13 protein-coding genes and 2 tRNA genes are annotated in these 22517 nt (G+C 69.4%); 4 read left to right on the plus strand and 11 right to left on the minus strand.

The window, feature by feature from the left end; all coding sequences use genetic code 11:
• Nucleotides 1-5 precede the first annotated feature (5 nt).
• From ACWGSK_RS19635 to ACWGSK_RS19650, 4 genes are all read right to left on the minus strand, one after another.
• A complete protein-coding gene (locus tag ACWGSK_RS19635; protein WP_452456383.1) occupies nucleotides 6-1709 on the minus strand; it encodes a right-handed parallel beta-helix repeat-containing protein in 1704 nt (567 codons plus the stop codon).
• Between the two features lie 126 nt (nucleotides 1710-1835).
• Nucleotides 1836-1911: transfer RNA gene (locus tag ACWGSK_RS19640), tRNA-Thr, on the minus strand.
• 102 nt (nucleotides 1912-2013) lie between these two features.
• Nucleotides 2014-3576: an alpha/beta fold hydrolase gene (locus tag ACWGSK_RS19645; RefSeq protein ID WP_452456398.1), complete on the minus strand. Its 1563-nt coding sequence runs from the start codon at nucleotides 3574-3576 to the stop codon at nucleotides 2014-2016.
• 112 nt (nucleotides 3577-3688) lie between these two features.
• The gene (locus ACWGSK_RS19650; protein WP_452456384.1) at nucleotides 3689-4861 is read right to left on the minus strand and encodes a DNA polymerase III subunit delta'; all 1173 of its coding nucleotides are present in this window, start codon (nucleotides 4859-4861) and stop codon (nucleotides 3689-3691) included.
• Between the two features lie 272 nt (nucleotides 4862-5133).
• Between ACWGSK_RS19650 and ACWGSK_RS19655 the strand changes: the two genes are divergently transcribed.
• On the plus strand, nucleotides 5134-5706 hold the full coding sequence (locus tag ACWGSK_RS19655; RefSeq protein ID WP_358514895.1) for a peptidoglycan-binding domain-containing protein: 573 nt from the start codon (nucleotides 5134-5136) through the stop codon (nucleotides 5704-5706).
• A 146-nt stretch (nucleotides 5707-5852) separates the two neighbouring features.
• Here ACWGSK_RS19655 and tmk read toward each other — a convergent pair whose 3' ends face one another.
• The 6 genes from tmk to ACWGSK_RS19685 all read right to left on the minus strand — a co-directional run bounded on the left by tmk (nucleotide 5853) and on the right by ACWGSK_RS19685 (nucleotide 16662).
• Nucleotides 5853-7961 (minus strand): dTMP kinase, encoded by a 2109-nt coding sequence (gene tmk / locus ACWGSK_RS19660; protein ID WP_452456385.1) that lies wholly within the window; start codon nucleotides 7959-7961, stop codon nucleotides 5853-5855.
• Between the two features lie 247 nt (nucleotides 7962-8208).
• A complete protein-coding gene (topA, locus tag ACWGSK_RS19665; protein WP_452456386.1) occupies nucleotides 8209-11025 on the minus strand; it encodes a type I DNA topoisomerase in 2817 nt (938 codons plus the stop codon).
• A gap of 663 nt (nucleotides 11026-11688) precedes the next feature.
• Nucleotides 11689-12996: a hypothetical protein gene (locus tag ACWGSK_RS19670; protein WP_452456387.1), complete on the minus strand. Its 1308-nt coding sequence runs from the start codon at nucleotides 12994-12996 to the stop codon at nucleotides 11689-11691.
• Between the two features lie 322 nt (nucleotides 12997-13318).
• Nucleotides 13319-13921, minus strand: coding sequence for a chaplin family protein (locus ACWGSK_RS19675; RefSeq protein ID WP_452456388.1), 603 nt, complete (start codon nucleotides 13919-13921; stop codon nucleotides 13319-13321).
• 165 nt (nucleotides 13922-14086) lie between these two features.
• Nucleotides 14087-15130: a hypothetical protein gene (locus tag ACWGSK_RS19680; RefSeq protein ID WP_358514908.1), complete on the minus strand. Its 1044-nt coding sequence runs from the start codon at nucleotides 15128-15130 to the stop codon at nucleotides 14087-14089.
• Nucleotides 15131-15342: 212 nt separating this feature from the next.
• On the minus strand, nucleotides 15343-16662 hold the full coding sequence (locus ACWGSK_RS19685; RefSeq protein ID WP_358514911.1) for a M20/M25/M40 family metallo-hydrolase: 1320 nt from the start codon (nucleotides 16660-16662) through the stop codon (nucleotides 15343-15345).
• A 158-nt stretch (nucleotides 16663-16820) separates the two neighbouring features.
• Between ACWGSK_RS19685 and ACWGSK_RS19690 the strand changes: the two genes are divergently transcribed.
• The 3 genes from ACWGSK_RS19690 (at nucleotide 16821) to ACWGSK_RS19700 (ending at nucleotide 19964) form a co-directional block, all read left to right on the plus strand.
• Nucleotides 16821-16905, plus strand: a tRNA-Leu gene (locus ACWGSK_RS19690).
• A gap of 241 nt (nucleotides 16906-17146) precedes the next feature.
• Nucleotides 17147-18343 (plus strand): DUF418 domain-containing protein, encoded by a 1197-nt coding sequence (locus ACWGSK_RS19695; protein WP_358514914.1) that lies wholly within the window; start codon nucleotides 17147-17149, stop codon nucleotides 18341-18343.
• A 109-nt stretch (nucleotides 18344-18452) separates the two neighbouring features.
• The gene (locus ACWGSK_RS19700) at nucleotides 18453-19964 is read left to right on the plus strand and encodes an alpha/beta hydrolase (protein WP_358514916.1); all 1512 of its coding nucleotides are present in this window, start codon (nucleotides 18453-18455) and stop codon (nucleotides 19962-19964) included.
• A 267-nt stretch (nucleotides 19965-20231) separates the two neighbouring features.
• On the opposite strand, the gene ACWGSK_RS19705 is transcribed toward ACWGSK_RS19700, so the two are convergent.
• The gene (locus tag ACWGSK_RS19705) at nucleotides 20232-22487 is read right to left on the minus strand and encodes a terpene synthase family protein (RefSeq protein WP_452456389.1); all 2256 of its coding nucleotides are present in this window, start codon (nucleotides 22485-22487) and stop codon (nucleotides 20232-20234) included.
• Between the last annotated feature and the right edge of the window lie 30 nt (nucleotides 22488-22517).

A 22517-nucleotide genomic window follows, 5' to 3' on the forward strand; every position in this document is an offset into this window, starting at 1 on the left:
GAGAGTCAATCCTTGGCGGAGGGATCCGGCTCCGGGTCGGGCTCCGCGGTGGGGCCCTTCACCTGGTTCAGATCGTTGTCCCGGAGCAGGGAGTCCTCGAACTCATAGGTCGCGTCCCTGTCTCCCCAGATCCCGGCACCGCCGGTTTCCGCGATCGTCGAGCGCACGAGGCGGACCTTCCCGGCTTCGTCCCGCACGACGATCCCCGCCCCTCCGCAGTCGCGGATCTCGGAGTCCTCCAGCAGGACCGATCCGGCTCCCTCCACGAGCACTCCCTCTTGATAGGTGCCGGTCAACACCGTCGAACGCAGGGTGAGACCACCACCGTACGCCCGGGCCAGGCCGTACTCGGACCCCTCGAAGTGACTGTTCGATACCTCCAGGAACCCGGCGGTGTTCACGCTCAACTGGAGCCTGGTCCCCTGGGTCGATCGCACATCGTTCAACCGTGCTCTGCCACTCTGGGTGACCACCGCCGTCATGGTGAGACGTTCCCCGACCACCGAGGACAACACGGCGTCTCCGCCCCTCACGCTGAGCAGCCACCCGTCGAGGTCGAAAGCCCGAACGTTCTCCAGTTCGAGTTCCCCCTTACTCACATGCACCGCCCCGAACTCCAGGTAGTCCAGCCCGTCGCTCTGCCTCACCAGGGCGGGGTGATGGTCGCTCAACTCCACGTCGCTCAGACGCCCCCGGGAACGGATCATGTTGAGCAGGTCGCCCTTCTGTCCATGCCGCAGGGTGAGTCCTCGTCCTTCCAGAACGCCGTCCTCCACCATGAGGTTCGTGTCCTTCGTCTCCTCCACCGTCAGCCCATCGACGACGACGGTGGCCTTCCACGTCTTCATTCCGGCGCCCTTGGGGTGGCGGATCCGGCTGTCGGTGAAACCCACCCGCTCGGAGTCTTGGACGTAGACCGTGTACATACCGGCAAAGCCGCCGGCCACCCTGAGACGGGTGAAGTCGACGCGTGTGGTCGCGCCCAGGATCCCGATCGCCTTGTTCTCGGCGTCCTCGATGGAGAGCTCCGTGAAGTGGACCACGGATCCGTTGGTGGCACGTACGACGTAGTCCACGGAGGCCGTCTCGTTGAACCCGCCATCAATGATCACGCAGTCGGTGATCCTCGCCCGAGACCAAGAGAACTCCAGGGTCGGCGCGCCCACGTCCCCGCCCTCGAAGCCCGAGAACCGGAGTACGTCGGCCACCACCGCAGCCCCTTCCCTGAGGGACATACCCGCCTGGTGGAAGACGCAACGGTGCATCCGGCCGGTTCCACCACGCCATTCCAGCCCGGTGCCGACGAACCGACAGTCGACGAACTCGCTTTCGCCCTTCCCTCGCAGACGTACCGGGACACGGCCCACGAACCAGCTGTCGACCGCCTTGAGCCGGCCACCGCCCCGCACCTCGATCTGCGGTCGGTCCCGGCTCTTGGAGCGGATCAGCATCCCGTAGAGCTCAAGGGGGTGTTCGGTTTCGATCACCGCGCGGTCCCCGTCCACGGCGAGTTCCACGGTCTCCGGCCCATGGGTGGGCACGATCATCAGCGGCCCGGGGTAGGAGAGCGGTCGTTCCTCCTCGTAGGTGCCGGGCTCCACGTGGAGGTAGAGGCCCTCCGTCAGGTTCCGGATCCGAAAGGCCGTCACCGCGTCCGACAGCGAGAGGTAGGCGTTGGGGTCGGTCTTCGACACGCGTACCGAGTGCATGAGTCGGCTCCTGGAGGGGCTCAAGGGGAATGTGGCGCTTCGTACCGTAGCGCCGCTTTCACCCCCACCCGCCGCCCCGCGACGCCGAAAAAAGAACGCCGCCCCGTGACCGGGACGGCGTTCTGGTGGAGCCGCCTATCGGAATCGAACCGATGACCTATTCATTACGAGTGAATCGCTCTACCGACTGAGCTAAGGCGGCACACCGGCACGCGTTCGTACGTGCCGAAGCAGGAACCAGTCTAGCGCCTCCCGCGAGTGGGCCGCACACCCGGAGCCGGCCGGCGGCTCCGGGTCGTCTCGGTCAGCCGGCGAGGTTCGGGGCGCAGGCCATCCCGTCCTCGGGCACCGCCAACTCCAGCAGGTAGTCGTCCACGATCTGGTCGACGCACTCGTCGCCCATCCGGTAGCCGGTGTGACCGTCGCCGTCCCGGGTGACCAGGAAGGCGGACTCCAGCTGGTCGGCCAGCGACTCGGACCAGGCGTAGGGGGTGGCGGAGTCGCGGGTGGTGCCCACCACCATGATCGGGTCGGCCCCCGCACCGGTCAGGTCCGGCGTTTCGGCCACCGCGTCCTCCGGCCAGAACGCGCATGGCAGGGCGCCCCAGGCCAGCATCGGACCGAAGACCGGGGATTCCTCCCCCGCCATGGCGGCGGCCTCGGCGTAGGCCTCCACCTCGCGTGGGGCCGGGGAGTCGGAGCAGTTCACCGCGGTGAGCGCGGCGGTGGAGTTCTCGTACTCGTCCAGGTCGCCCCGGCTGTACAGGTCGTCGCCCAGCAACAACAGCCCGGTGCCGTCGCCGCCCTCCATGGCGTCGGTGAGCGCCTCGCGCACCCGCGGCCACCAGTTCTCGGTGTACAGGGCGGCCAGTACCCCCAGTTCGGCGCGGGCCCGGTTGACCTCGCGGCCGTCGTCGGTGGTGGTCTCCAACGGCTGTGTCGCGGCCTCCTCCAAGAACGCTTCCAGGGCGGCGATCCCCTGGTCGACGCCGTCGCCCGAATCACCGAGCGGGCAGTCCTGTTGGTTCAGACAGTCCCCGACGAAGGCGTGCAGCGCCGTCTCGAAACCGGTGGCCTGCTGGACGCTCACACTCAGCTGGTCCTGGGCCGGGTCGACCGCGCCGTCAAGGACGAGCGCGCGCACGTTGTCGGGGAACTGCTCGGCGTACTGAGCACCGATGTGGGTGCCGTAGGAGGCTCCGAGGTAGGTGAGCTTCTCGTCGCCCAGGAGCCCGCGCAGCAGGTCCATGTCACGGGCGACGTCGGCGGTGCCGATGTTGCGCATCAGGTCGGGCGCGCTCTCCTCACAGGCTTCGACGAACTCGCGGCTGCCCTCCTCGATCTGGGCCAGTCCCTGGGGGCTGAGGTCGGCCATGTCGTCGGCGCCCGGCCCGGTTCCGTAGTCGGTACCGAGGAACTCGTCGATCTCCTCGGCCTCCAGACAGGTCAGAGGGGTGCTGCGGCCCACTCCCCTGGGGTCGAAGCCGACCACGTCGAACTGTCGACGCACCGTCTGGCTGAGCGTGTAGGGGCTGTGGTCCACGAAGTCGTGGCCGGAACCGCCCGGACCGCCCGGGTTGACCACCAGGGAGCCCAACACCTCGTCTCCGGTGGCGGGTACACGCTTGACCGCGATCTCGATGCGTTCCCCCTCCGGTTCCTCGTAGTCCAGCGGAACCTCGAAGACCGCGCACTCGCTCTCGGGCAGACCGCTGTCGCACTCCCGCCAGTCGAGTTCCTGCTCGGCGAAGTCGACGGAACCCGTGACCGCGCCGTCGCCTTCGGCCCCATCGTCACCAGAGGTGCAGCCGGTGACCAGCACCACCACTCCGAGCAGCGTCGCCCCTACCCGCGCCCTCAGCCCCACCCGAATCCGCCTCCACTCGTCCAACACGTCGCGTCCCGATTGTCGCGGACCCGGCCGTGTGCTCGGCCCCGGCCCCTCCAGGGACCCCGACCGGTTCTCGTTCGGTCGGTTCTCAGCCCGCCAGCAGGGCGGAGGTCATGGCCTCCATGGCGATCTGCGGGTGCACGTTCGCGGCGATCCGCTCCCGGCACGCCATGATCGCGTCGATCCGGCGCAGGGTCGCCTCGGGTGGGCCGGAGCGGGCGATCCGTTCCAGGTCCCCGGAGCGTTCCGCGGTGGACAGTTCCACGGTCGCGCCCAGTTGGAGCGCGAGGACGTCCCGGTAGAAGGCGGCCAGGTCCAGCAGGGCACGGTCGTAGGAGTCGCGCTTGATCCGAGTGGCCCGGCGTTTCTGCCGCTCCTCCAGGTCCTTGAGCGCCCCGGCGGCGCCGCGGATGGCCTTGGCCACACCCTTACCGGTGGAACCCTCGCCGAAGGCCGCCTTGAGTTCGCCCTTCTCCTTCTCGTTCAACGCCGTGGTGAGCGCCTTGGACTCCTCCTCGGCGATCTCGTACAGCCGGGCGGCGGCGGTGACGCAGGCGCCCAGGCCGGTCAGCCCGACCGGGATGGACAGGACCTCCTCCCGGCGGCGGCGCGCCTCGGGCTCCGTGGCCAGTTGCCGGGCCCGGTCCACGCGGCCCGCGGCGGCCCGGGCGGCGGCCTCGGCGGTCACGGTGTCCACCCCGTCGCGCCGCACGAGGGAGTCGACGATCTGCCGGGTTCCGGGGGTGGCCAGGGTGACCAGACGGCAGCGGGAGCGGATCGTGATGAGCAGGTCGTCCGGGGTGGGGGTGCACAGCAGCCACACCGTTCGTGGCGAGGGTTCCTCCACCGCCTTGAGCAGGGCGTTGGACGCGGCCTCGGTGGCACGGTCGGCGTCCTCGAAGAGCACGATCCGGAAGTTGCCGCCCGAGGGCTTGGATCCGGCCCGCAGCACCAGGTCACGGGTGGCCGACACACCGAAGCTGAGCCCACTGGGGCGTACGTAGAGCACGTCCGGATGGGTGCCGGTCAGGACCTGGTGGCAGGAGTCGCAGTGGCCGCAGCCGCCCTCACGGCATTGCAGGGCCGCGGCGAAGGCACGCGCGGCCTCCTCGCGGCCCGAGCCGGGTGGGCCGGTGAACAGCCACGCGTGGGTCATGCCGGCGCCCCGTCCCCCGGCGAGGAGGTCGGCGGCGCCCTGGACCGCGCGCCCCAGTTGGGCGGCGGCCACCTGTTGGCCGACGAGGTCGTCGAAGACCGTCACGCGCTTCCCCTATCCACGACTCACTGATCCGGTCTCCAGGATAGGAGCCGGCACCGACGCCCGGACCGTTTTCCACAGGCCCTCCTGCTCGGATCCGAGGGGGATCCGCTCCCTCCCAGGGAACCCGACGCGACCCTTCCCTTCCGGTTGCCATCGGGGCCGGACCAGGTCAGAAGGGGTTTCGGGGTGAACCTCGGCCGGGGGCGACGGATCTCTCCTTGTAGAAGGGCGACCGCGACGGGGGCGCCGCCCGAACCACAAAAGGAGTACACATGTCGAAGGCACGAGGGATCACGATGCTGTTCGCGTCGGGGGCCATGGTCGCCGGGTTCGGCCTCGCGGGGGCGCCGGCCGCGTTGGCGGACGGACCGAACACGCCGCCCGAGGTGGTCGCCGCGATCGAGGCCGCCGCGTGGCCCGAACTGGAGGAGGGCCAGGAGACCTGGGAGGTCGCGGTCGTCAAGTTCCTGCTGGTGGAGTACGGCTACCTCGACGTCACCGAGGCCACGGAGGTGTTCGACGAGCGGCTGACCGAGGCCGTGACGGACTACCAGGGGGACAAGGGCCTCGACGCGAACGGGGTCGTCGACGAGCCGACCTGGGAGGCCCTGACCGAGGACCTGGGCATCGTCCGCCAGGGCGCCGAGGGCAACCGGGTGAAGGCCGTGCAGTACGCGCTGGTCTCCGGCCACGGCTACGACCTGGACATGGACGGTCTGTTCGGCGGGGCCACGCGTGCGGCGGTGGTCGACTTCCAGACCGGGGCGGAGATCGACGCCGACGGTGAGGTCGGTCCGATCACCTTCCAGGCCCTGCTGACCCCCGAAGAGGTCTCCGTCGACTGATCCCTGACCGAGGACACCGTGTCCCGGTCGTCGGGTGGGTCCTCGACCGGGACACGGCCACACCCTCACGGAAGAGCGAAGGGGCCTCCCACCGGATCGGCGGATCCGGTGGGAGGCCCCTTCACGTGGAGCCCCCGTCCCAGGCGCTACTCCGGTCGGATCACCGGGATCATGCCGGTGACGGCCTCGGATTCGGCGTCGATGGGGTCGGGCAGCAGCGGGCGCACCCGACGCTGGATCTCACGGGCGATCCGCTCCCGGCTCTCGCTCGCGTCCAGGACCAGGTAGCGGTCCGGTTCGGCTTCGGCCAGGGCGCGGAAGCCCTTCCGAACGCGCTCGTGGAACTCGGCCGACTCCGACTCGATCCGGTCGGCGGGGCCGCCCAGCCGCGCGAGCCCCTCCTGGGGACGCACGTCCAGCAGCACCGTCAGGGTCGGCACCAGCCCCTGGGTGGCCCAGTCGCTGATCTCCTGGATCTCGGAGACCGCCAGGTCGCGCCCGGCTCCCTGATAGGCCAGCAACGAGTCGACGTAGCGGTCGCTGATCACCACGGCGCCGCGGCGCAACGCCGGCAGGATCTCCTGCTGCACGTGGTCGGCCTTGTCCGCCGCGTACAGAAGCACCTCGGCACGGTCGGTGATGTGCGAGTTCTCCCGGTCCAGCAGGAGGCCGCGCAGTCGCATGCCCAGTTTGGTGGCGCCCGGCTGGCGGGTGCCCACCACCTCGAATCCCTGGTCGCGCAGCCACACGGTCAGGTCACGGACCTGGGTGGACTTGCCGGCGCCCTCTCCTCCCTCCAGGACGATGAAGGCCCCGGCGACGGAGGCCTCCTCGGCCTCCTCGGTACGTGGGCTGACCCCGCGCAGGGCGGCGAACAGCTCCGGGATCAGACCCGGGCCCGCGTCGGGGTCCTCGGCGTTGGCCTGGTGGTAGGTGACGAAACCGAGCGCGAGGGCGATGAGGCCACCCACGAGTAGGACCAGTCCACTGCCGTACAGGGAGTAGGTGAGGGGCCCGCCGAGCGGGAACTCGTGGTCCCCGGCGAATCCGGCCGCGATCGGGGCGAGGACGGCGGCGGCGAGCAGCGCGACCCGTCCGGTGGCGTGAAGGAGGGCGAACGCGCTCTCGCGTCGGTCCTCCTCGACCTCGACGTTGATCAGCCAGGTGCCGGTGGCCCAGGCCAGGCCCGCGCCCAGACCGAGCACGAACGCGAGGACGGCCGACAGGACCATGTCGGTGACGGCGCCGGCGATGAGCAGTGCCAGAGCGGCCAGTACCACGGACAGTCCGAGGAAGCGGCGACGGCTGAACTGCTTGAGCACGCGCGGCGCGGAGACCACGCCCAGGCCCAGGCCCAGGAAGAGCGCGGCCACCAGGACACCGAAGCCGGCGTTGCCCGCTCCGAGGTTCTCCACGTGCGGTCGACCCAGGCCGATGACCAGACCACCCGCGGCGGCGGTGGCGGCGAGCCCGAAGAGCACGCCTCGGATGAGCGGACCGGCGCCCACCGCCCGACGCCCGTTGCCGAGCGCACTCATCAGCGCCGCGTCCCGGTTGGGGCTCAGCGACGTCTTGGACACGGTGTGCTTGGGCAGCGGCAGCCCGGCCACCACGATCGCGGCGACGAAGAAGGTGAGGGCGTTGAGGTAGAGGGCGACGTCCGCGGCGGGGTCGGCCATGGACGGCACCAACGCGCCCAAGAGGTTGCCCACCGAGGCCAGGGCCGCGAAGAGCAGGGCCGCGACGGGCGCGGCGCCGTAGGTGGCCAACAGGGTCAGGCGGCCGGCCTGGCCCAGCATGCGTTTGGGAACGAGAACGGCGATGGTGGCGTCCCGCGCGGGGGTCCAGAACAGGGCCACGATCTCCGCCAGCAGCCCCGCGATCAGCAGCCACTGCAACGCGAACCCGGGGACCGACAGGCCCATGACCGGGATGGACGCGTACAGAAGGCCGCGCAAGACGTCGCCGCCGACCATCGTCCATCGACGGTCGAGACGGTCGGCCACGAGCCCCGCCAGGGGGCTGAGCAGGACCGCGGGGGCCAGCTTGATGGCGACGACCCCGGCGATGGCGAGGTACTGAACGAGTGTGGAGCCGTCGGCGGTGAAGATGGCCGCGAGGGACACCAGTGCCAGAAGGCTCAGCCAGTCACCCAGGCTGGAAAGGGAAAGTGAGACCCACAACCTTCGGAAGGGTGTGATCGCGAGGACGTTCTGCGCCTCGGCCGGCGCTCCCAGGGGTGCAGATCTGCTCATAGCGCTCAAGATTATCGATGAGGGGGATCGGTACTGACAGGCGTCCATCGCCTGTCCGGGATTCGGGGATGCCTCCGGGGCTCACACACGATTCCGCGCCCTCATCAGCCCGACACAGCGTAGTACGGAAGATCATTCCCCGACAGGGGATGAGGTCCCGTCTCCGTTACGAAACAGCGGAAACCGCCCATCCGAACTTCTCTCATGAGAGATACCCGGGTGGGCGGTCACCAAGACACACAGGACGTCACTCCGTGGCGGTGCTCTTCGGCTCGCCGGTCTTCTTGGCGGCGGGCTTGCGCGTCGCCGCCTTCTTGGTGGTGGTCGTGGTCGTCTTCTTCGCGGTCGTCTTCTTGGCCGGGGCCTTCTTCTTGGCGGGCGCCTTCTTGGCCGGAGCCTTGGCCCGACGCTCGGCCAGGAGTTCGGCGGCGCGCTCGTCGGTGATCGACGCGACCTCGTCGTCCTTGCGCAGGGAGGCGTTGACCTCCCCGTCGGTGACGTAGGGGCCGAAGCGACCGTCCTTGATCACCATCTTGGCGCCGCTCTCCGGGTCCTCACCGAGCTCGCGCAGCGGCGGAGCGGCGGCACGACGACCACGCTGCTTGGGCTGCGCGAAGATCGCCTTGGCCTCTTCGAGGGTGATCGTGAACATCTGCTCCTCGTTTTCGAGGGAGCGGCTGTCGGTGCCCTTCTTCAGGTACGGGCCGAACCGGCCGTTCTGCGCGGTGACGTCCTCACCGTCGAGCTCCCCCACCACACGGGGCAGGGACAGCAGACGGAGCGCGTCCTCCAGGGTGACCGTGTCCAGGTCCATACTCTTGAGCAGCGAACCGGTGCGCGGCTTGACCTTCGCCTTGGCCTTGCTCTTGGGCTTGGTCTCGCCCTCGGCCTCCTCCGGCTCCGGGATGACCTCGGTCACGTAGGGGCCATATCGACCGGACCTGGCGAGGATGGTGCGCCCGGTCTCGGGATCGACCCCGAGCTCACGGTCACCGCTGGGCTGGGCGAACAGCTCCTCGGCCTTGGCCGGGGTGAGCTCGTCCGGCGCCAAGTCCTCGGGCACGTTCACCCTGGTTCCGTCACGGTCCAGGTAGGGGCCGAATCGACCGACCCGGAGCACGATGTCGGTGCCGGGCAGCGGCAGCGAGCTGACCTCCTTGGGGTCGATCTCGGACAGGTGGTCACCGACCACCAGGTCCTTGAGACCCGTCTCCTGCCGCCCCTCGGGGGTCTGTCCACCGAAGTAGAAGCGCCGCAGCCACGGCAGGCTCTCGGTCTCGCCCCGGGCGATGTCGTCGAGGACGTCCTCCAGACGCGCGGTGAACTCGTAGTCCACCAGGTTTCCGAAGTGGCGTTCCAACAACTGCACCACGGCGAAGGCCAGGAAGGACGGCACCAGCGCCGTGCCCTTCTTGAACACGTAGCCGCGATCCTGGATGGTGCCGATGATGGCCGCGTAGGTGGAGGGGCGGCCGATCTCCCGCTCCTCCAGCTCCTTGACCAGGGTGGCCTCGGTGTAGCGCGCCGGCGGCCGGGTGCTGTGCCCCTCGGCCTCCAGGCTCTGCGCCTTGACCGGGTCCTCCTCGCTCAGGGCGGGCAGGCGGCGCTCACGGTCGTCCAGGTCGGCGGCCGGGTCGTCGGAACCCTCGACGTAGGCCTTGAGGAACCCGTGGAAGGTGATGACCTTGCCGCTCGCGCTGAACTCGGCGACCTCACCGTCGGAGGAGGTGCCCTCGATGCGGACGGTGACGGACTCGCCGACGGCGTCCTTCATCTGGGAGGCGACGGTGCGCTTCCAGATGAGCTCGTAGAGGCGGAACTCGGGGCCGGACAGGCCGGTCTCGGCGGGGACGCGGAAGGTTTCGCCCGCCGGACGGATGGCCTCGTGGGCCTCCTGGGCGTTCTTGACCTTCTTGGCGTACACACGCGGCTTGTCCGGCAGGTGGTCGCCGCCGTAGAGACGTCGTGCCTGATCACGGGCGGCCTTGACCGCGCTGTCCGACAGCGTGGTGCTGTCGGTACGCATGTAGGTGATGTGCCCGTGCTCGTACAGCCGCTGGGCGACCTGCATGGTCTGCTTCGCGGACAGGTTGAGCTTGCGGGAGGCCTCCTGCTGGAGGGTGGTGGTGCGGAACGGCGCGTACGGAGAGCGGCGATAGGGCTTGCGCTCCACGGAGGAGACCGCGAAGCCGGTTCCGGAGAGGCGTTCGGCCAGGCCCCGGGCGGCGGCCTCGTCGAGGTGGCGCACGTCCCGGTCGGAACGGATCGAACCCTGGGGGGTGAAGTCGCGACCGGCGGCCACGCGCTTGCCGTCGACCGACAAAAGCGTGGCGGGGAAGCTGGCGGGGGCGTCGGCGACCGCTCCGGCGGCGTCGAAGACCGCCTTGATGTCCCAGTACTCGGCGGAGGTGAAGGCCATCCGCTCGCGTTCGCGCTCGACCACCAGTCGGGTGGCCACGGACTGCACCCGGCCCGCCGAGAGCTTGGGCATGACCTTCTTCCACAGCACGGGTGAGACCTCGTAGCCGTAGAGACGGTCCAGGATGCGGCGCGTCTCCTGAGCGCTGACCAGACGGGTGTTGAGCTCGCGCGTGTTGTCCGCCGCGTGCTGGATGGCGTCCTTGGTGATCTCGTTGAAGACCATCCGTCGGACGGGGATCTTGGGCTTGAGCTCCTCGCGCAGGTGCCAGGCGATGGCCTCGCCCTCGCGGTCCTCATCAGTGGCGAGCAGGAGTACGTCGGCCTCGGCCAGCAGCTCCTTGAGCTTCTTGACGTGGGCCTTCTTGTCGGTGTTGACGACGTAGAGCGGTTCGAAGTCGCCGTCGACGTCGACACCGAGCCGCGCCCAGGACTCCCCCTTGTACTTGGCGGGGATCTCCGCGGCCTTGGCCGGCATGTCACGGATGTGCCCGATGCTGGACTCCACGACGTAGCCGCGCCCCAGGTAACCGGCGATGGTCTTGGCCTTGGCCGGTGACTCGACGATGACCAGAGTGGTCCCCGTCCCCTGGCTTCCGTTGTCCTTCGAGCCGTTCTTGCCGGCGCTGCCCTTCGTGGCTGGCACGCTGTTTCCCCTACGTCTAGCCTTACGTTTTCTCTCGGCCGTGGTCCTTCGGCTCCCGTGGGAACCGACAGTAACCGAACTACAGGCACTCCCCCGTCGGTGAGCGGACCGGGTCGGCCGCACCCGAGTTCGCCTCGTCGTCGGTCACACGACCCCACACCCACCGGCACCCGCAGAATAAGCGCTCATCGGACCGGTACCGGCCCGTAACGTGTATTTGCGACCGTGGCAACCCTCTCCCCCGGCCTCTCGGTGGCTCTGACGAGCACCCCGAACACCCTAGGACAGTGACTTGCGTCACACTTATCGACTCCGGGGTGTTCTGCCCTCAAAATGCGACGAGTCCTCCCGGATATTCCCGGGAGGACTCGACTCGTGTTCTCGAACCGGTGGTCGCCACCTCCGCTCCCCCGCAGTCCACCGCGTTCCAAACGGAACGGGGGCGCGGAGGCGCCTTCCTCCGGCTCGTCGTGCGCGACGCGTGTACGCCGCTCGCGGGAACGGTGTTCCCCGGCCATCGTCCGCCGTTCGCCTCGGGATGAGCGTGTCCACCGCAGTCCACCGCGTTCCAAACGGAACGGTGGGACGCACTCCCTGGGACGGACGGGTGTCCGTGTCCGGGTCACACCCCCGCGCGGGTCCGTCGACGGACCCGCTCAGGTACTACAGGCCGACGCCCGCGGCGCCCAGCAGGTCGCCCACCGGGTCGACCTCGGGCACCTCGGTGGCCTCGGGCAGCTCGGCCGAAGCCTGCTCCGCCACGGCCTGGTCCGCGGTCTCGCTCACGCTGTAGTCGACCGGCAGCATCTCGGAGACGGGGACCTCGGGCAGCTGGTCGACCCCCGGCACGCTGTCCAACGCGGAGGCCTGGGCCTCGGTCTCGGCGCTCTGGTGCTCCACCACCTTGGAGTCGGCGTCGGTGGCGCTCGCACCGGCGATACCGGCCACGGCGCCCACGGCGTTGCCCGCGACGTTGACGGGGACGTCCGCGTCGGCGACGAGCTGGTTCCCGCCGGCCAACGAACCGTTGCCGGAGGTCGCGATGTCCTGCTCGACGTCCTTGACCACGGCGTCGCTGTCGGTGGTGGCCGCGCCGGCCACGCCGCCCACGGCACCGACCGCGTTGCCCGCGGCGTTCACGGGGACGTCCAGGTCCGCGACGAGCTGGTTGCCGCCCAGCGCGGAACCGTTGCCGGAGGTCGCGATCGACTGGTGCTCACGGACCGGGGCCGACTGACGCAGCACGCCGGCGTCCACACCGGAGGTGTCCGGCAGGATCTGGGCGTTCTCGACGGCCTCGTTGAGCAGGTCGGTGGCGGTGAACTGCCCGGCCTGGTGCTCGACCGGCGCGCTCTGGTGGTCGCGCACGATCGCGTCGGCGTCGGTGGCCGCCGCGCCCGCGACGCCGCCCACGGCACCGATCGCGTTGCCGGACACGTTCACCGGAACGTCGAGGTCGCCGACCAGCTGGTTGCCGCCGAGCAGGGAGCCGTTGCCGGAGGTCGCGATGTCCTCGCCACCGTGGCCGTGTCCGTGGCCGTGGCCGTGGCCGTGGCCGGACTCGTGCAGGACCTTGGAGTCACTGCCGGTGCTGGAGGCACCCGCGACGCCGCCGACCGCGCTGATCGCGTTGCCCGTGACGTTCACCGGGACGTCGCCGTCGACCACGAGCTGGTTGCCGCCCAGCAGCGAACCGTTGCCCGAGGTGTGCACCTCGTTGTGCTGGTGGTCGATCACCTTGGCGTCGGAACCGGTGCTGGAGGCACCCGCGACGCCGGCGACCGCACCGATGGCGTTGCCGGTCACGTTGACGGGGACGTCGCCGTTGACGACCGCCTGGTTGCCGCCCAGCAGCGAACCGTTGCCGCTGGTGGCCGCGTCGCTGTCGGCGAGCGCCACGCCGCTGCCCAGGGCGACGAAGCCCGCGGCCAGGAGCACGGTCTTCGCGGAGGTGCTGGCCCACTTACGCATGTGGGAAGTCCTTTCGAGAGAACGAGTAGTAGAGAAGGTGTCGTGCATGGGGCCACAGGCCGTTCCACACCCCTGGGTGGGATGTGGGCCTTCGACCAAGGCCGGGGATCATCCGGTCGGCTCCGCACCTGGGCGGTGCGTCTTCGCCGGTCTGTTGGGTACGGTCGCGTCGCGTCCTCGCTGGCTGCGTACGGACGCCCGCACCCCGTCGATCAGCTCCCGCTCTGGTTGAGCGGCGGCTGACGTGAACCCCGAGCACAAGGCCTTGGCCGGTGCTGCGGGACTCGCGTCAACCCCCGGACCCGAGGGCCCGGGAGTCCGATCAGGCCCGGGCCTTGTGGCGCCGGCCGTAGAAGATGAAGCCGACACCCGCGGCGATGGCGAGGACCGCGGCGGCGACCAGGCCGGTCAGCGCGCTCTGGTCGGCACCGGTGACCGCGAGGCGGGACTCGTCCGCGGGGGGAGCCGAGGGGCCCTGGTCCGCGGTCTCCGCGTTCGGAACGGAGCCCTCGTCGGCGGGGTCCTCCGGGTCCTCCTCGACCTGCTCCTCACGCTCTTCCTCGGGGGTCTCCTCCGGCTCCGGCTCCTCCTCGGAGATCTCTTCTTCCCGCGGGGGTTCTTCCTCGGGGGTCTCCTCCGGCTCGGGCTCCTCCGGGTCGTAGCCCTCGTAACCGTCGTCCGGTCGCTCCGGCTCGGTCACCTCGGCCTCACCGTCGGTGCACTCGGCACCGGCCACGCCGAGAACCGCGACGGCGTTGCCGCAGACGTTGACGGGAGCGTCGACGTCTGCCTCGATCTGGTTGCCGCCACCGATGGAACCGTTACCGCTGGTGGTGGTGTCGGCGTAGGCGGTCCCGTAGGCGGTGGTGGCGAGGAGGCCTGCGGCGATGAGGGCCGCGACACGGGTGTGGGTTGATCGGGTCATCGGGTGTCATGTCCTTTGGTCGACGAGAGTCGGATCTGCCACTCATGGACCACGGACGGTCACCCGGCGTGAAGCGCCTGGGGTGAGACGCACACCCACCTCGGAAACGATGGGGTGCTCGTGCGCGAAGGCGCACCGACCGGCCGCGATCCCTGCGGGAAGCGGCTAGTCAGGCGAGAAGGAAGGGTCGTCCGCGGCGTCGCGCACGACCAGGGTGGGGTCGCCGGGAAGGGCGACCCGCTGGGCCCGGAGCTCCATGTGGCCGGACCGGTTCATGAGGAAGCCGGCGGCACCGGGAGCGGGGAAGGACGGGGCCGACGCACCGGTGGCGTCGGGTCCGACCTGGTGGTGGGAGCCACCGCCGATGAGACGGATGCGCTCGGCGTCGTCGTCCTGAGCGGTCTGCGCCGTGGCGGCCTGAGCGGCCTCCTCGGCCATGCGCAGACCGGTCTCGGTGACGTGGACGGGCACGCCATGGTCGGCGTGCGGTCCCATGCGCGCGGGCTCTTCGTCCGCTTCCTCGTCCTCTTCGTCCTCGTCCTTGGGACGGTCGACGGAAGAGGAGGAGATGGGGTCGTCGGCACCGAGGAGCGGCAGGCCCAAGGGGCCGCCGGGTTCGGTGACGGAGTCGATCCCGTGGTGGCCGACGGATTCGTTCAGTCCTGCGGTGACGCCGTCGACGAGGTCGCCCTCGCGCAGCGACTCGTCGGTGGCCCGAACCATGTCCTTGCCGGTTCGGGCGACCCCTCCGACCAGGTCGGAGGCCCCGCGAGCGGTTCCGTCAACGGTCCGCGCGGTGTCGTCGACCGCGGTCTCGGCGATGGAACCGACCCGGCTCTCCTGCAGGGCACCGGAGACACCGGTGTCCTCCAGCGCGGTGGCGGGAAGCGAGGTCGCCTGCGGGACGACCCTTTCGGTGACGGCCTCGGTGGAGGCGGTGGCGTGGGCCGCGGTTTCGGAGATCCGGGCCTGCCGGATCTCCTCGGTCGCGGCCTGACCGGTGCGTTCGGCGGCGTCGTCGACACCGAGCACGCTGTCGACGAGGCCACCGGATTCGGCGCCGGTGTCGCTGTACGCGACCCCGACACCGCCGGCGATCCACGCGACCGCGACGATTCCGGACAGGAGCAGCAGTCGGGCGTAGACACCACGGGTGTTGCGAGCAGCGCGACTGGAGGACACCAGCCACTCCCGGCTCGCGAGCACCATGGATGCCCCCTTGTCTCGACTACTACTGGACGGTCCCGCGCGGCGTTGTCGCCCACGGTCGGTCGTCGGCCCCCGAAAAGACGGAGTCACCTTCGAACTGAAAGCAACCGTAGCATCACACCGAGTGACCACAACCGGAAAAACGAACCGCACCGAGAAATTCTCGGTGCGGTTCGTCCAGGTTCAGGAGCGGTCGTCCCGAATAATTCCGGTCAGCTCATGTCGATGAATCGGTCCAACACACGGACTCCGAATTGGAGACCGTCCACGGGGACACGTTCGTCCACCCCGTGGAACATGCCGGCGAAGTCCAACTCCGGCGGCAGCTTCAGCGGGGAGAACCCGAAGTTGCGGATACCCAGCCGCGAGAAGCTCTTGGCGTCGGTACCGCCCGAGAGGCAGTACGGGACGGCCTTGGCGCCCGGGTCCTCCGCCAGCAACGACTCCGACATCGCGGTGACCAGGCCACCGTCGAAGGAGGTCTCCACCGCGGGAAGGTGGTGGATGAACTCACGGCTCACCTTCGGACCGAGCAGTTCGTCGATCTTGGCGAAGTACTCCTCCTCGGTCCCCGGCAGGAAACGACCGTCCACCTGGGCGGTGGCCTCACCCGGGATCACGTTGGCCTTGTAGCCACCGCCCAGCACCGTCGGGTTCAGGGTGTTGCGCAGCGTGGCACCGATCATCTTCGCGATCGGACCCAGCCGCGCCACCGTGGCGTCCACGTCCTTCTCCTCGAAGGGGATCCCGAACTCCTCGCAGATCTCCTCCAGGAAGGTCCGGACCGTGGGTGTGAGCTGCACGGGGAACCGGTGCTCACCGAGCCTGGCGACCGCGGCGGCCAGTTCGGTGACGGCGTTGTCGTCGTTGGTCATCGACCCGTGGCCCGCGGTGCCGCGCGCGGTGAGCTTCATCCACGCGATGCCCTTCTCCGCGGTCTCCACCAGGTACACGCGCCGGTTCTCGTTGACCGTGAACGAGAACCCGCCGACCTCGCTGATCGCGGAGTCGCAGTCCGCGAACAGCTCGGGGTGCTCGTCCACCAGGTACTGGGCGCCCCAGGTACCGCCGGCCTCCTCGTCGGCGACGAAGGCCAGGACGATGTCGCGCGGAGGACGTCGCCCCTCACGCAGTCGCTGCCGCAGCGTGGCCAGCACCATCGCGTTCATGTTCTTCATGTCGACCGCGCCACGGCCCCAGACACAACCGTCGGCGACCTCGGCGGCGAACGGATGATGCGTCCAGTCCTCCGCGGCCGCGGGCACCACGTCGAGGTGTCCGTGGATGAGCAGAGGGGGACGACCGGAATCCTCACCCGTGATCCGCGCCACCACGTTGCTGCGCCCGGGGTGCTTCTCGTAGATCTCGGACTCCACCCCGACCTCGTCGAGACGGCCCATGACATACTCCGCGGCCTTGCGCTCACCGGGGCCGGAATGGTCGCCATAGTTGGAGGTGTCGAACTCGATGAGCTCTCGGCACAGGTCGACGACCTCGACCTCCGCCGCGCTCGGATCACTGTCTTGCGCCATCTGGCTCTCCCGTCTGCCGGCCGCACCTTTCGCCCTAGACCTTGTCACGCTCTCCTCTCGTCTGGAAGCCGGTCACCCCCCACCGAAAAACTGGTTCGGGGCCCCTCAGACCTTTGCTATGGTTGAACCTGTTCGGCGCTACGGCGCCAGACACCCACGTCCGGGTGGCGGAATAGGTAGACGCGCTAGCTTGAGGTGCTAGTGGCCGTTAAGGCTGTGGGGGTTCAAGTCCCCCCTCGGACACAATCGAAGGCCCCGCTCAGCGGGGCCTTTCTTGTTGGCCCGGGTTGCGACCGGACCGTCGAGCCACACGGTGCGGGGGCGGCCCTCAACGTGGACGGCTCACGAGGAGCCTTGAGACCCCTTCGGGCCCCGATCGTTCGTGTACGGCAGCGGACTTCGACAAGGACGCCGACTTTGGTCGAGTGTCCCCGAACCCTTCGACCGATATGCGGCAACGGACGGCTTCACTAGCGTCGAACCCATGTTCAGACCCATGTTCGGGTCCCGTCAGCCTGCGGGCGGGTCGGCCGCACCGACGCCGAACGCGGAACGCTTGTTGGCGCCGGATCTGGCGCGGGGATTGATGCTGCTACTCATCGCCCTCGCCCACTCCCGGATGCTGCACGCGGGGGGCCTCTCGATGGCCGCGCCCTCTGGCGGTGGCCCGCTCGACGTCGCCGTCCAGTGGCTGCTGACGTCCGTCGTCGACGGGCGGGCCGCTCCCTTGTTCGGGCTCCTCTTCGGGTACGGCCTCGTGCAGATGACCCGGCGCCGCTCCGGACCCGGCGGGGACTCGGCACAGGCGCGGAGACTGATACGTCGACGCGGTGCCTGGATGATCGTGTTCGGTGTGGCCCACGTCGTCCTGCTCTACAGCGGGGACGTCATCGGTGCCTACGGTGTGTTCGCCCTGATGTTCGCCGGGGCGGTGTCCTGGTCCGATCGTCGGCTGTGGACGATCGCCGCGCTCACCCTCGTGCTCGGCGCCGCGGCCTCCGCCGCACTTCAAGTAGTCGCCGGAGCCGACACGCCACTGCCTGTGGGACCCACCCTCGTGGACAGCGCGATGCTACGGGCCAGTGCGCTCCCGGTGGTGCCGATCGCCGGACTGGCCGTAATGCCTTCGGTCCTGATCGGTGTCTGGGCCGGCCGGATGCGTGTGCTGGAGCAGCCCGACCGCTACAGGCCGCTCCTGCGCGGTGTGGTGCTGATCGGATTCCCTGTCGCCGTGCTGGGAGCACAGCCGGTCGCCCTGCGGGCCGTGGGCGTGTGGACACCGGATACCCCTGAGGTCGGCGTCGTCGCCTCGGCGGTGTTCGGAGCGACCGGCGTCGCCGGTGGGCTCGCCTTCGCGGCGGCCATCGCGCTCGTCGCGGTCCGCGTCAACGACCGGCGCGGCCGGGTGACGAACGCGCTGGTGGCGTGCGGCCGACGGTCGATGACCTTCTACATCGCCCAGTCGCCGGTGTGGTTGGTGGCCACCGAACCATCGCTGCTCGACCTGGGCGGCGGTCTGGGCGCCGCAGCGGCCGCCGGGGTCGCCGTCGCCACGTGGGTGGTCACCGTCGTCATCGCCGACGTCCTGCGCCGCACGGGGCGGCGTGGGCCGGCCGAAACCCTCTTGCGGCACCTGACCTACCGCCCTGGGCCGGGACATCCCCGACCCGCACCGCCATAGACCGAAGAGCTCGGCGCGGGCTCGTGGGCGAGTGGCAAAAGCGTGAAACCGACAACAGATGAGGGCGAACATGGAACGAAGGCGTAGAGCAGGCCGGAGTTGGACCGTGATGGCGCTGATCGGCCTCGCCGGGCCGCTGGTCGCGGCACCGGCCATGGCGGACGACAGGGGCGAGGAACCACAGGCACAGGTGGAGTGGGGCGCCTGCCCCGAGGATGTGGCGGCCGAGGCGCCCCGGATCGAATGCGGCCTGGTACCGGTGCCGCTGGACTACGCCGACCCCGAGGGCCCCGAGATCGAGATCATGGTGTCCCGGCTGGCCGGCCGGGACCCGGACCAAAGACGTGGCGTGCTGCTGTTCAACCCGGGCGGCCCGGGCGGATCCGGGCTGGCGTTTCCGGCGGACCTGGTCTCTCGGGGCCTGCCCGCCGAGGTCTCGGACAGCTACGACCTGATCGGCATGGACACCCGCGGAATCGGGTACTCCGCTCCGGTGCACTGCGGCATCGGCGTCGACCAGGACTACCGGGGCGCCGTCCCGCCGTACGCGGTCGACGAGGCGGCGGTCGCCGAGCAGGCCGGTCACGCGGAGATGATCGCCGACCAGTGCGCGGACAACGACACCGACGGACGGTTGCGCCACGTGACGACGGCGAACACGGCCCGTGACCTGGACCGGATCCGGGAGGCGCTCGGCGAGCGGAAGGCCAGCTTCTACGGCGCCTCCTACGGCTCGGCGCTGGGCGCGGCCTACGCCTCGATGTTCCCCGAAGGCTCCGACCGGATCGTGCTCGACAGCAACATCGGTGACACCCACCTCGACCACGAGGGGATGCGCAGGTACGGCCTGGGCGTCGAAGAGACCTTCCCGGACTTCGCGCGATGGGTCGCCGAACGCCACGATGAGTACGGCTTGGGCGACTCATCGGAGGAGGTGCGCCGAACCTACTTCGAGCTCGCCGAGCGACTCGACGAGAACCCGGTGGACACGGACGAGGGCCACATGGACGGCGGCCTCTTCCGGCTGGCCACCTTCGGGTTCCTCTACCACGATTCGACGTACCCCCGACTGGCGGAGTTGTGGCAGGAGGTGCTCGGCTCCGACACGGCGGCCGGGGAGGCGTCGGACGGGATCGCACCCCTTGTGGTGTCGGCCCCCGGCGCCCAGCCGACGATGGGTGCCGAGCCGTCGCCCTTCGACAACAACTGGTCGGTTTTCCTCGCCGTGACCTGCAACGACGTGGAATGGCCCGAGGACGTCGGCACCTATCAGCGTAGCGTCGCCCAGGATCGGGAGAGGTACCCGCTGTTCGGCGCCGCCAGTGCCAACATCATGCCCTGCGCCTATTGGTCGCACGAACCGGCCGAGCCGCCGGTGGAGGTCCTTGACGAGGGGCCGAGCAATGTCCTGATCGTGCAGAACCAGCGCGACCCGGTCACGCCGCACCGGGGCGGGGAGATGCTCAACGAGAAGTTCGGGCAGCGGTCCCGGCTGGTGAGCGTCGACGGCAGCGGACACGGCGTCTACGTCAACGGCGACAACGCCTGCGCGCAAGACACGACCACGGACTTCCTGGTCGAGGGCGACCTGCCGACCCAGGACACGCTCTGCCCGACCTGAGTCATCCCTGATTCGTGACTCGGCGGCGATGGTCGGCCGGCGGGGCCGGCGGGAGGAATCCATCGCAGGTCACCACCCGTCCAGCGACAGATCCGCACTCAGAACCAGCGGGCTCGGGTCCTGTAGGGGATGGTTCGAGTCCCCCTCGGACACGAAGGAAATCCCTGGTCACAGGGGAGGAGCGGTTCGGGTTCGTGCCCGGCCACGGCTTGGACCATGGCCCCAGGGTCGCCCACGAACACGAACCCTCCCCTTCCTTTCCCCCGGTCAGCGTGTCCTCAGCAGTGTGGTCAGGCGGGCCGCCGACGTACCGAGGCCGGTCGGTGCCCATGCGTGGTCGAGCGGCACGTGGTCGCGCACGTTCTTCGGGGTGCGCAGTCGACGCTGCTCCGCCTCGGTGTAACGGACACACCTGCGGTGCCACTCCAAGATCCCCGACATCCACTCCTTCATGTTCTCGGTGTCGCGCAGCAGTGCTCGGGAGGTCGCCTCGTCAAGGTCGAGGTCGGCCAACAGCTTCGGCAGGTCGTTGGCGAGGATGTGCTCGAACTGCTCCATGCGGGCCCGCATCAGGTCCGCCACGATGTCGCGGGCCGTGTGGAGGTCCACGTCGAAGAAGTGCTCCACGATGAGGACGAGGTTGTGCACCTCCCCCTCGAACTCGATCTCCTTCTGGTACGAGAACAGGTCGTTGGTGAAACAGGCGTAGTCCTGGGCGGCGGTCTCCAGCTCGCGTATGGTCCGGTTCTGGAACAGTGCCGGGTCCACATCGGGGAAGCTCGCCAGTTTGGCCAGGCTACGCGTCATGTCCGAACCGAACGTGCTCCGACGCATCTCCAGGTAGTCGACCGGGTCGGGCACCCGGTGGTAGGCCTGGTTCTCCAGTTCCCACACCCAGCTGGAGGTCATGTCCTCCACCGCCCGGCGGAACGTCGCCCGGGCCGCCGGGCGCATGGGACCCGCCGTGCGCCGCCACAGGTCGGCCAGCCCGCGTTCGATCTGATTGACGGGCGTCGGGGTGGCCCCCAGGTCCAGCGGCATGAACGACGACAGCCGTTCGTTGCACACCTTGGCCGCCGGCAGGTCGCGCGCCGCCCCGAACACCACGGGGAAGTAGTCGTCACCGTAGGTGCCCCAGGCCAACCAGTCCGAGGACAGGCAGAGCTGGTCGAACTCCGCGTCGGCGTGGATCATCGCGGCGCAGTGGGCCAGGTCCAGACCTATGAACTGCCGTTCGTCCCACACCCCGCCGATCTCCACACCCGGCACCGAGTCGAACAGGCCCATCCGCCGTGCCCAACCGACCGCGTAACTCCGGGCGTCGTCGATCCGCGAGTTGGTGCGGATGGGGTACGGCATGTACAGGTCGGGCTCCGCCAACTCCCCTACCGGACGGAACGCCTGGTGGGAGTGTTGCCGAGCACGGTGCCGCACCCCTGGAAGCAGCGATGTGAACACCGGTCGCGCCGCCGACGTGCCCAAGCCGGTGGGGCCCTTGAGTTCCCCGGCCGGTCGGGCGGCCAGGCCCTCGTTCATGTACCGGTTGGAACGCGCGTGCCACTCGTGACCGCCGGCCTGCCAGTCCTGGAGACCCTTGACGTAGGCGGCCACCCCGGCCTGCGCGTGCCGGGGTACCGCGTGTTCGGTGAGCAACTCGGGCACCTCGCCCAACGCGGTGTCCTCGAACTGGATGAGCCGTGCGGTGAGCAGGTCGTTGACCAGCACCGCCGCCTCCTGGGTGGAGTGGCCGAAGAACCGTTCGAACACGAGCACCGCGTTGGAGTTCTCGCCCTCCTCCTGAACCTCGCGCTGGTAGGAGAAAAGGTCGTTGCGCAGGTGCACCGCGTCGGAGAAGGTATCGGACAGCACCCGCAGGGGGCGGGATTCGGCGACCGCATCAGGGAGTTCGGCGCCCACGGCGACCTCCACGAGGTTGGCCGACCACGGTGCCCCACCGACCCTGCGCCTCATCTGGATGTATTCGATGGGGTTGGCGATCCGGTCCCGGTCGATGTTGTCCAGCTCCCACATGGACTCGACCATGAGGTTGTGCGTGCTGGTGACGAAGCGCCGCCGCCAGTCGTCCGACATCGACGGCACCGTGCGCCGCCACAGGTCGGCCAGGCCGGCCTCGGCCGGGTTCCGGGGTGCGCGCGGACCGCCCCCGTCCTCGGTCATGAAGGTTTCGAGGTCGTCGAGGAAGGTCTGTGCCCCCGCGAAGTCGCGGGAGTACTTGAACAGTTCGAGGAAGTAGTCGTCGAAGAAGAACACCCACACGTACCAGTCGGTGATCAGGTCCAACATGGGACCGTCACAGTCCGGGTGGGTGTAGGCGCACATCAGCGCGTAGTCCATCCCGGCCAGGGTGGCCTCGTCCCAGACCAGGCCGCCACCGGGCGCGGCGGAGTCGAGCATGCCCATGCCCCGGGCCCACTCCATGCTGTGTTCGCGGGTGCGCTCCAGGTGGGGGTTGAGTCGGGCAGGATGCGGCAGGTAGAAGTCGGGCAGGTCGAACGCTTGCATGGGAACGCCTGTTCTGATCGGTGGTCCTGT

Source organism: Nocardiopsis sp. NPDC055551 (assembly GCF_053619415.1).

Bases quoted from the DNA above. Each gene is read 5' to 3' on its own strand.
- ACWGSK_RS19635 (WP_452456383.1), bottom strand. From the start codon at position 1,709: ATGCACTCGGTACGCGTGTCGAAGACCGACCCCAACGCCTACCTCTCG.
- ACWGSK_RS19655 (WP_358514895.1), top strand. From the start codon at position 5,134: ATGTCGAAGGCACGAGGGATCACGATGCTGTTCGCGTCGGGGGCCATG.
- tmk (WP_452456385.1), bottom strand. From the start codon at position 7,961: ATGAGCAGATCTGCACCCCTGGGAGCGCCGGCCGAGGCGCAGAACGTC.
- ACWGSK_RS19670 (WP_452456387.1), bottom strand. From the start codon at position 12,996: ATGCGTAAGTGGGCCAGCACCTCCGCGAAGACCGTGCTCCTGGCCGCG.
- ACWGSK_RS19675 (WP_452456388.1), bottom strand. From the start codon at position 13,921: ATGACCCGATCAACCCACACCCGTGTCGCGGCCCTCATCGCCGCAGGC.
- ACWGSK_RS19680 (WP_358514908.1), bottom strand. From the start codon at position 15,130: ATGGTGCTCGCGAGCCGGGAGTGGCTGGTGTCCTCCAGTCGCGCTGCT.
- ACWGSK_RS19685 (WP_358514911.1), bottom strand. From the start codon at position 16,662: ATGGCGCAAGACAGTGATCCGAGCGCGGCGGAGGTCGAGGTCGTCGAC.
- ACWGSK_RS19695 (WP_358514914.1), top strand. From the start codon at position 17,147: ATGTTCAGACCCATGTTCGGGTCCCGTCAGCCTGCGGGCGGGTCGGCC.
- ACWGSK_RS19700 (WP_358514916.1), top strand. From the start codon at position 18,453: ATGGCGCTGATCGGCCTCGCCGGGCCGCTGGTCGCGGCACCGGCCATG.
- ACWGSK_RS19705 (WP_452456389.1), bottom strand. From the start codon at position 22,487: ATGCAAGCGTTCGACCTGCCCGACTTCTACCTGCCGCATCCTGCCCGA.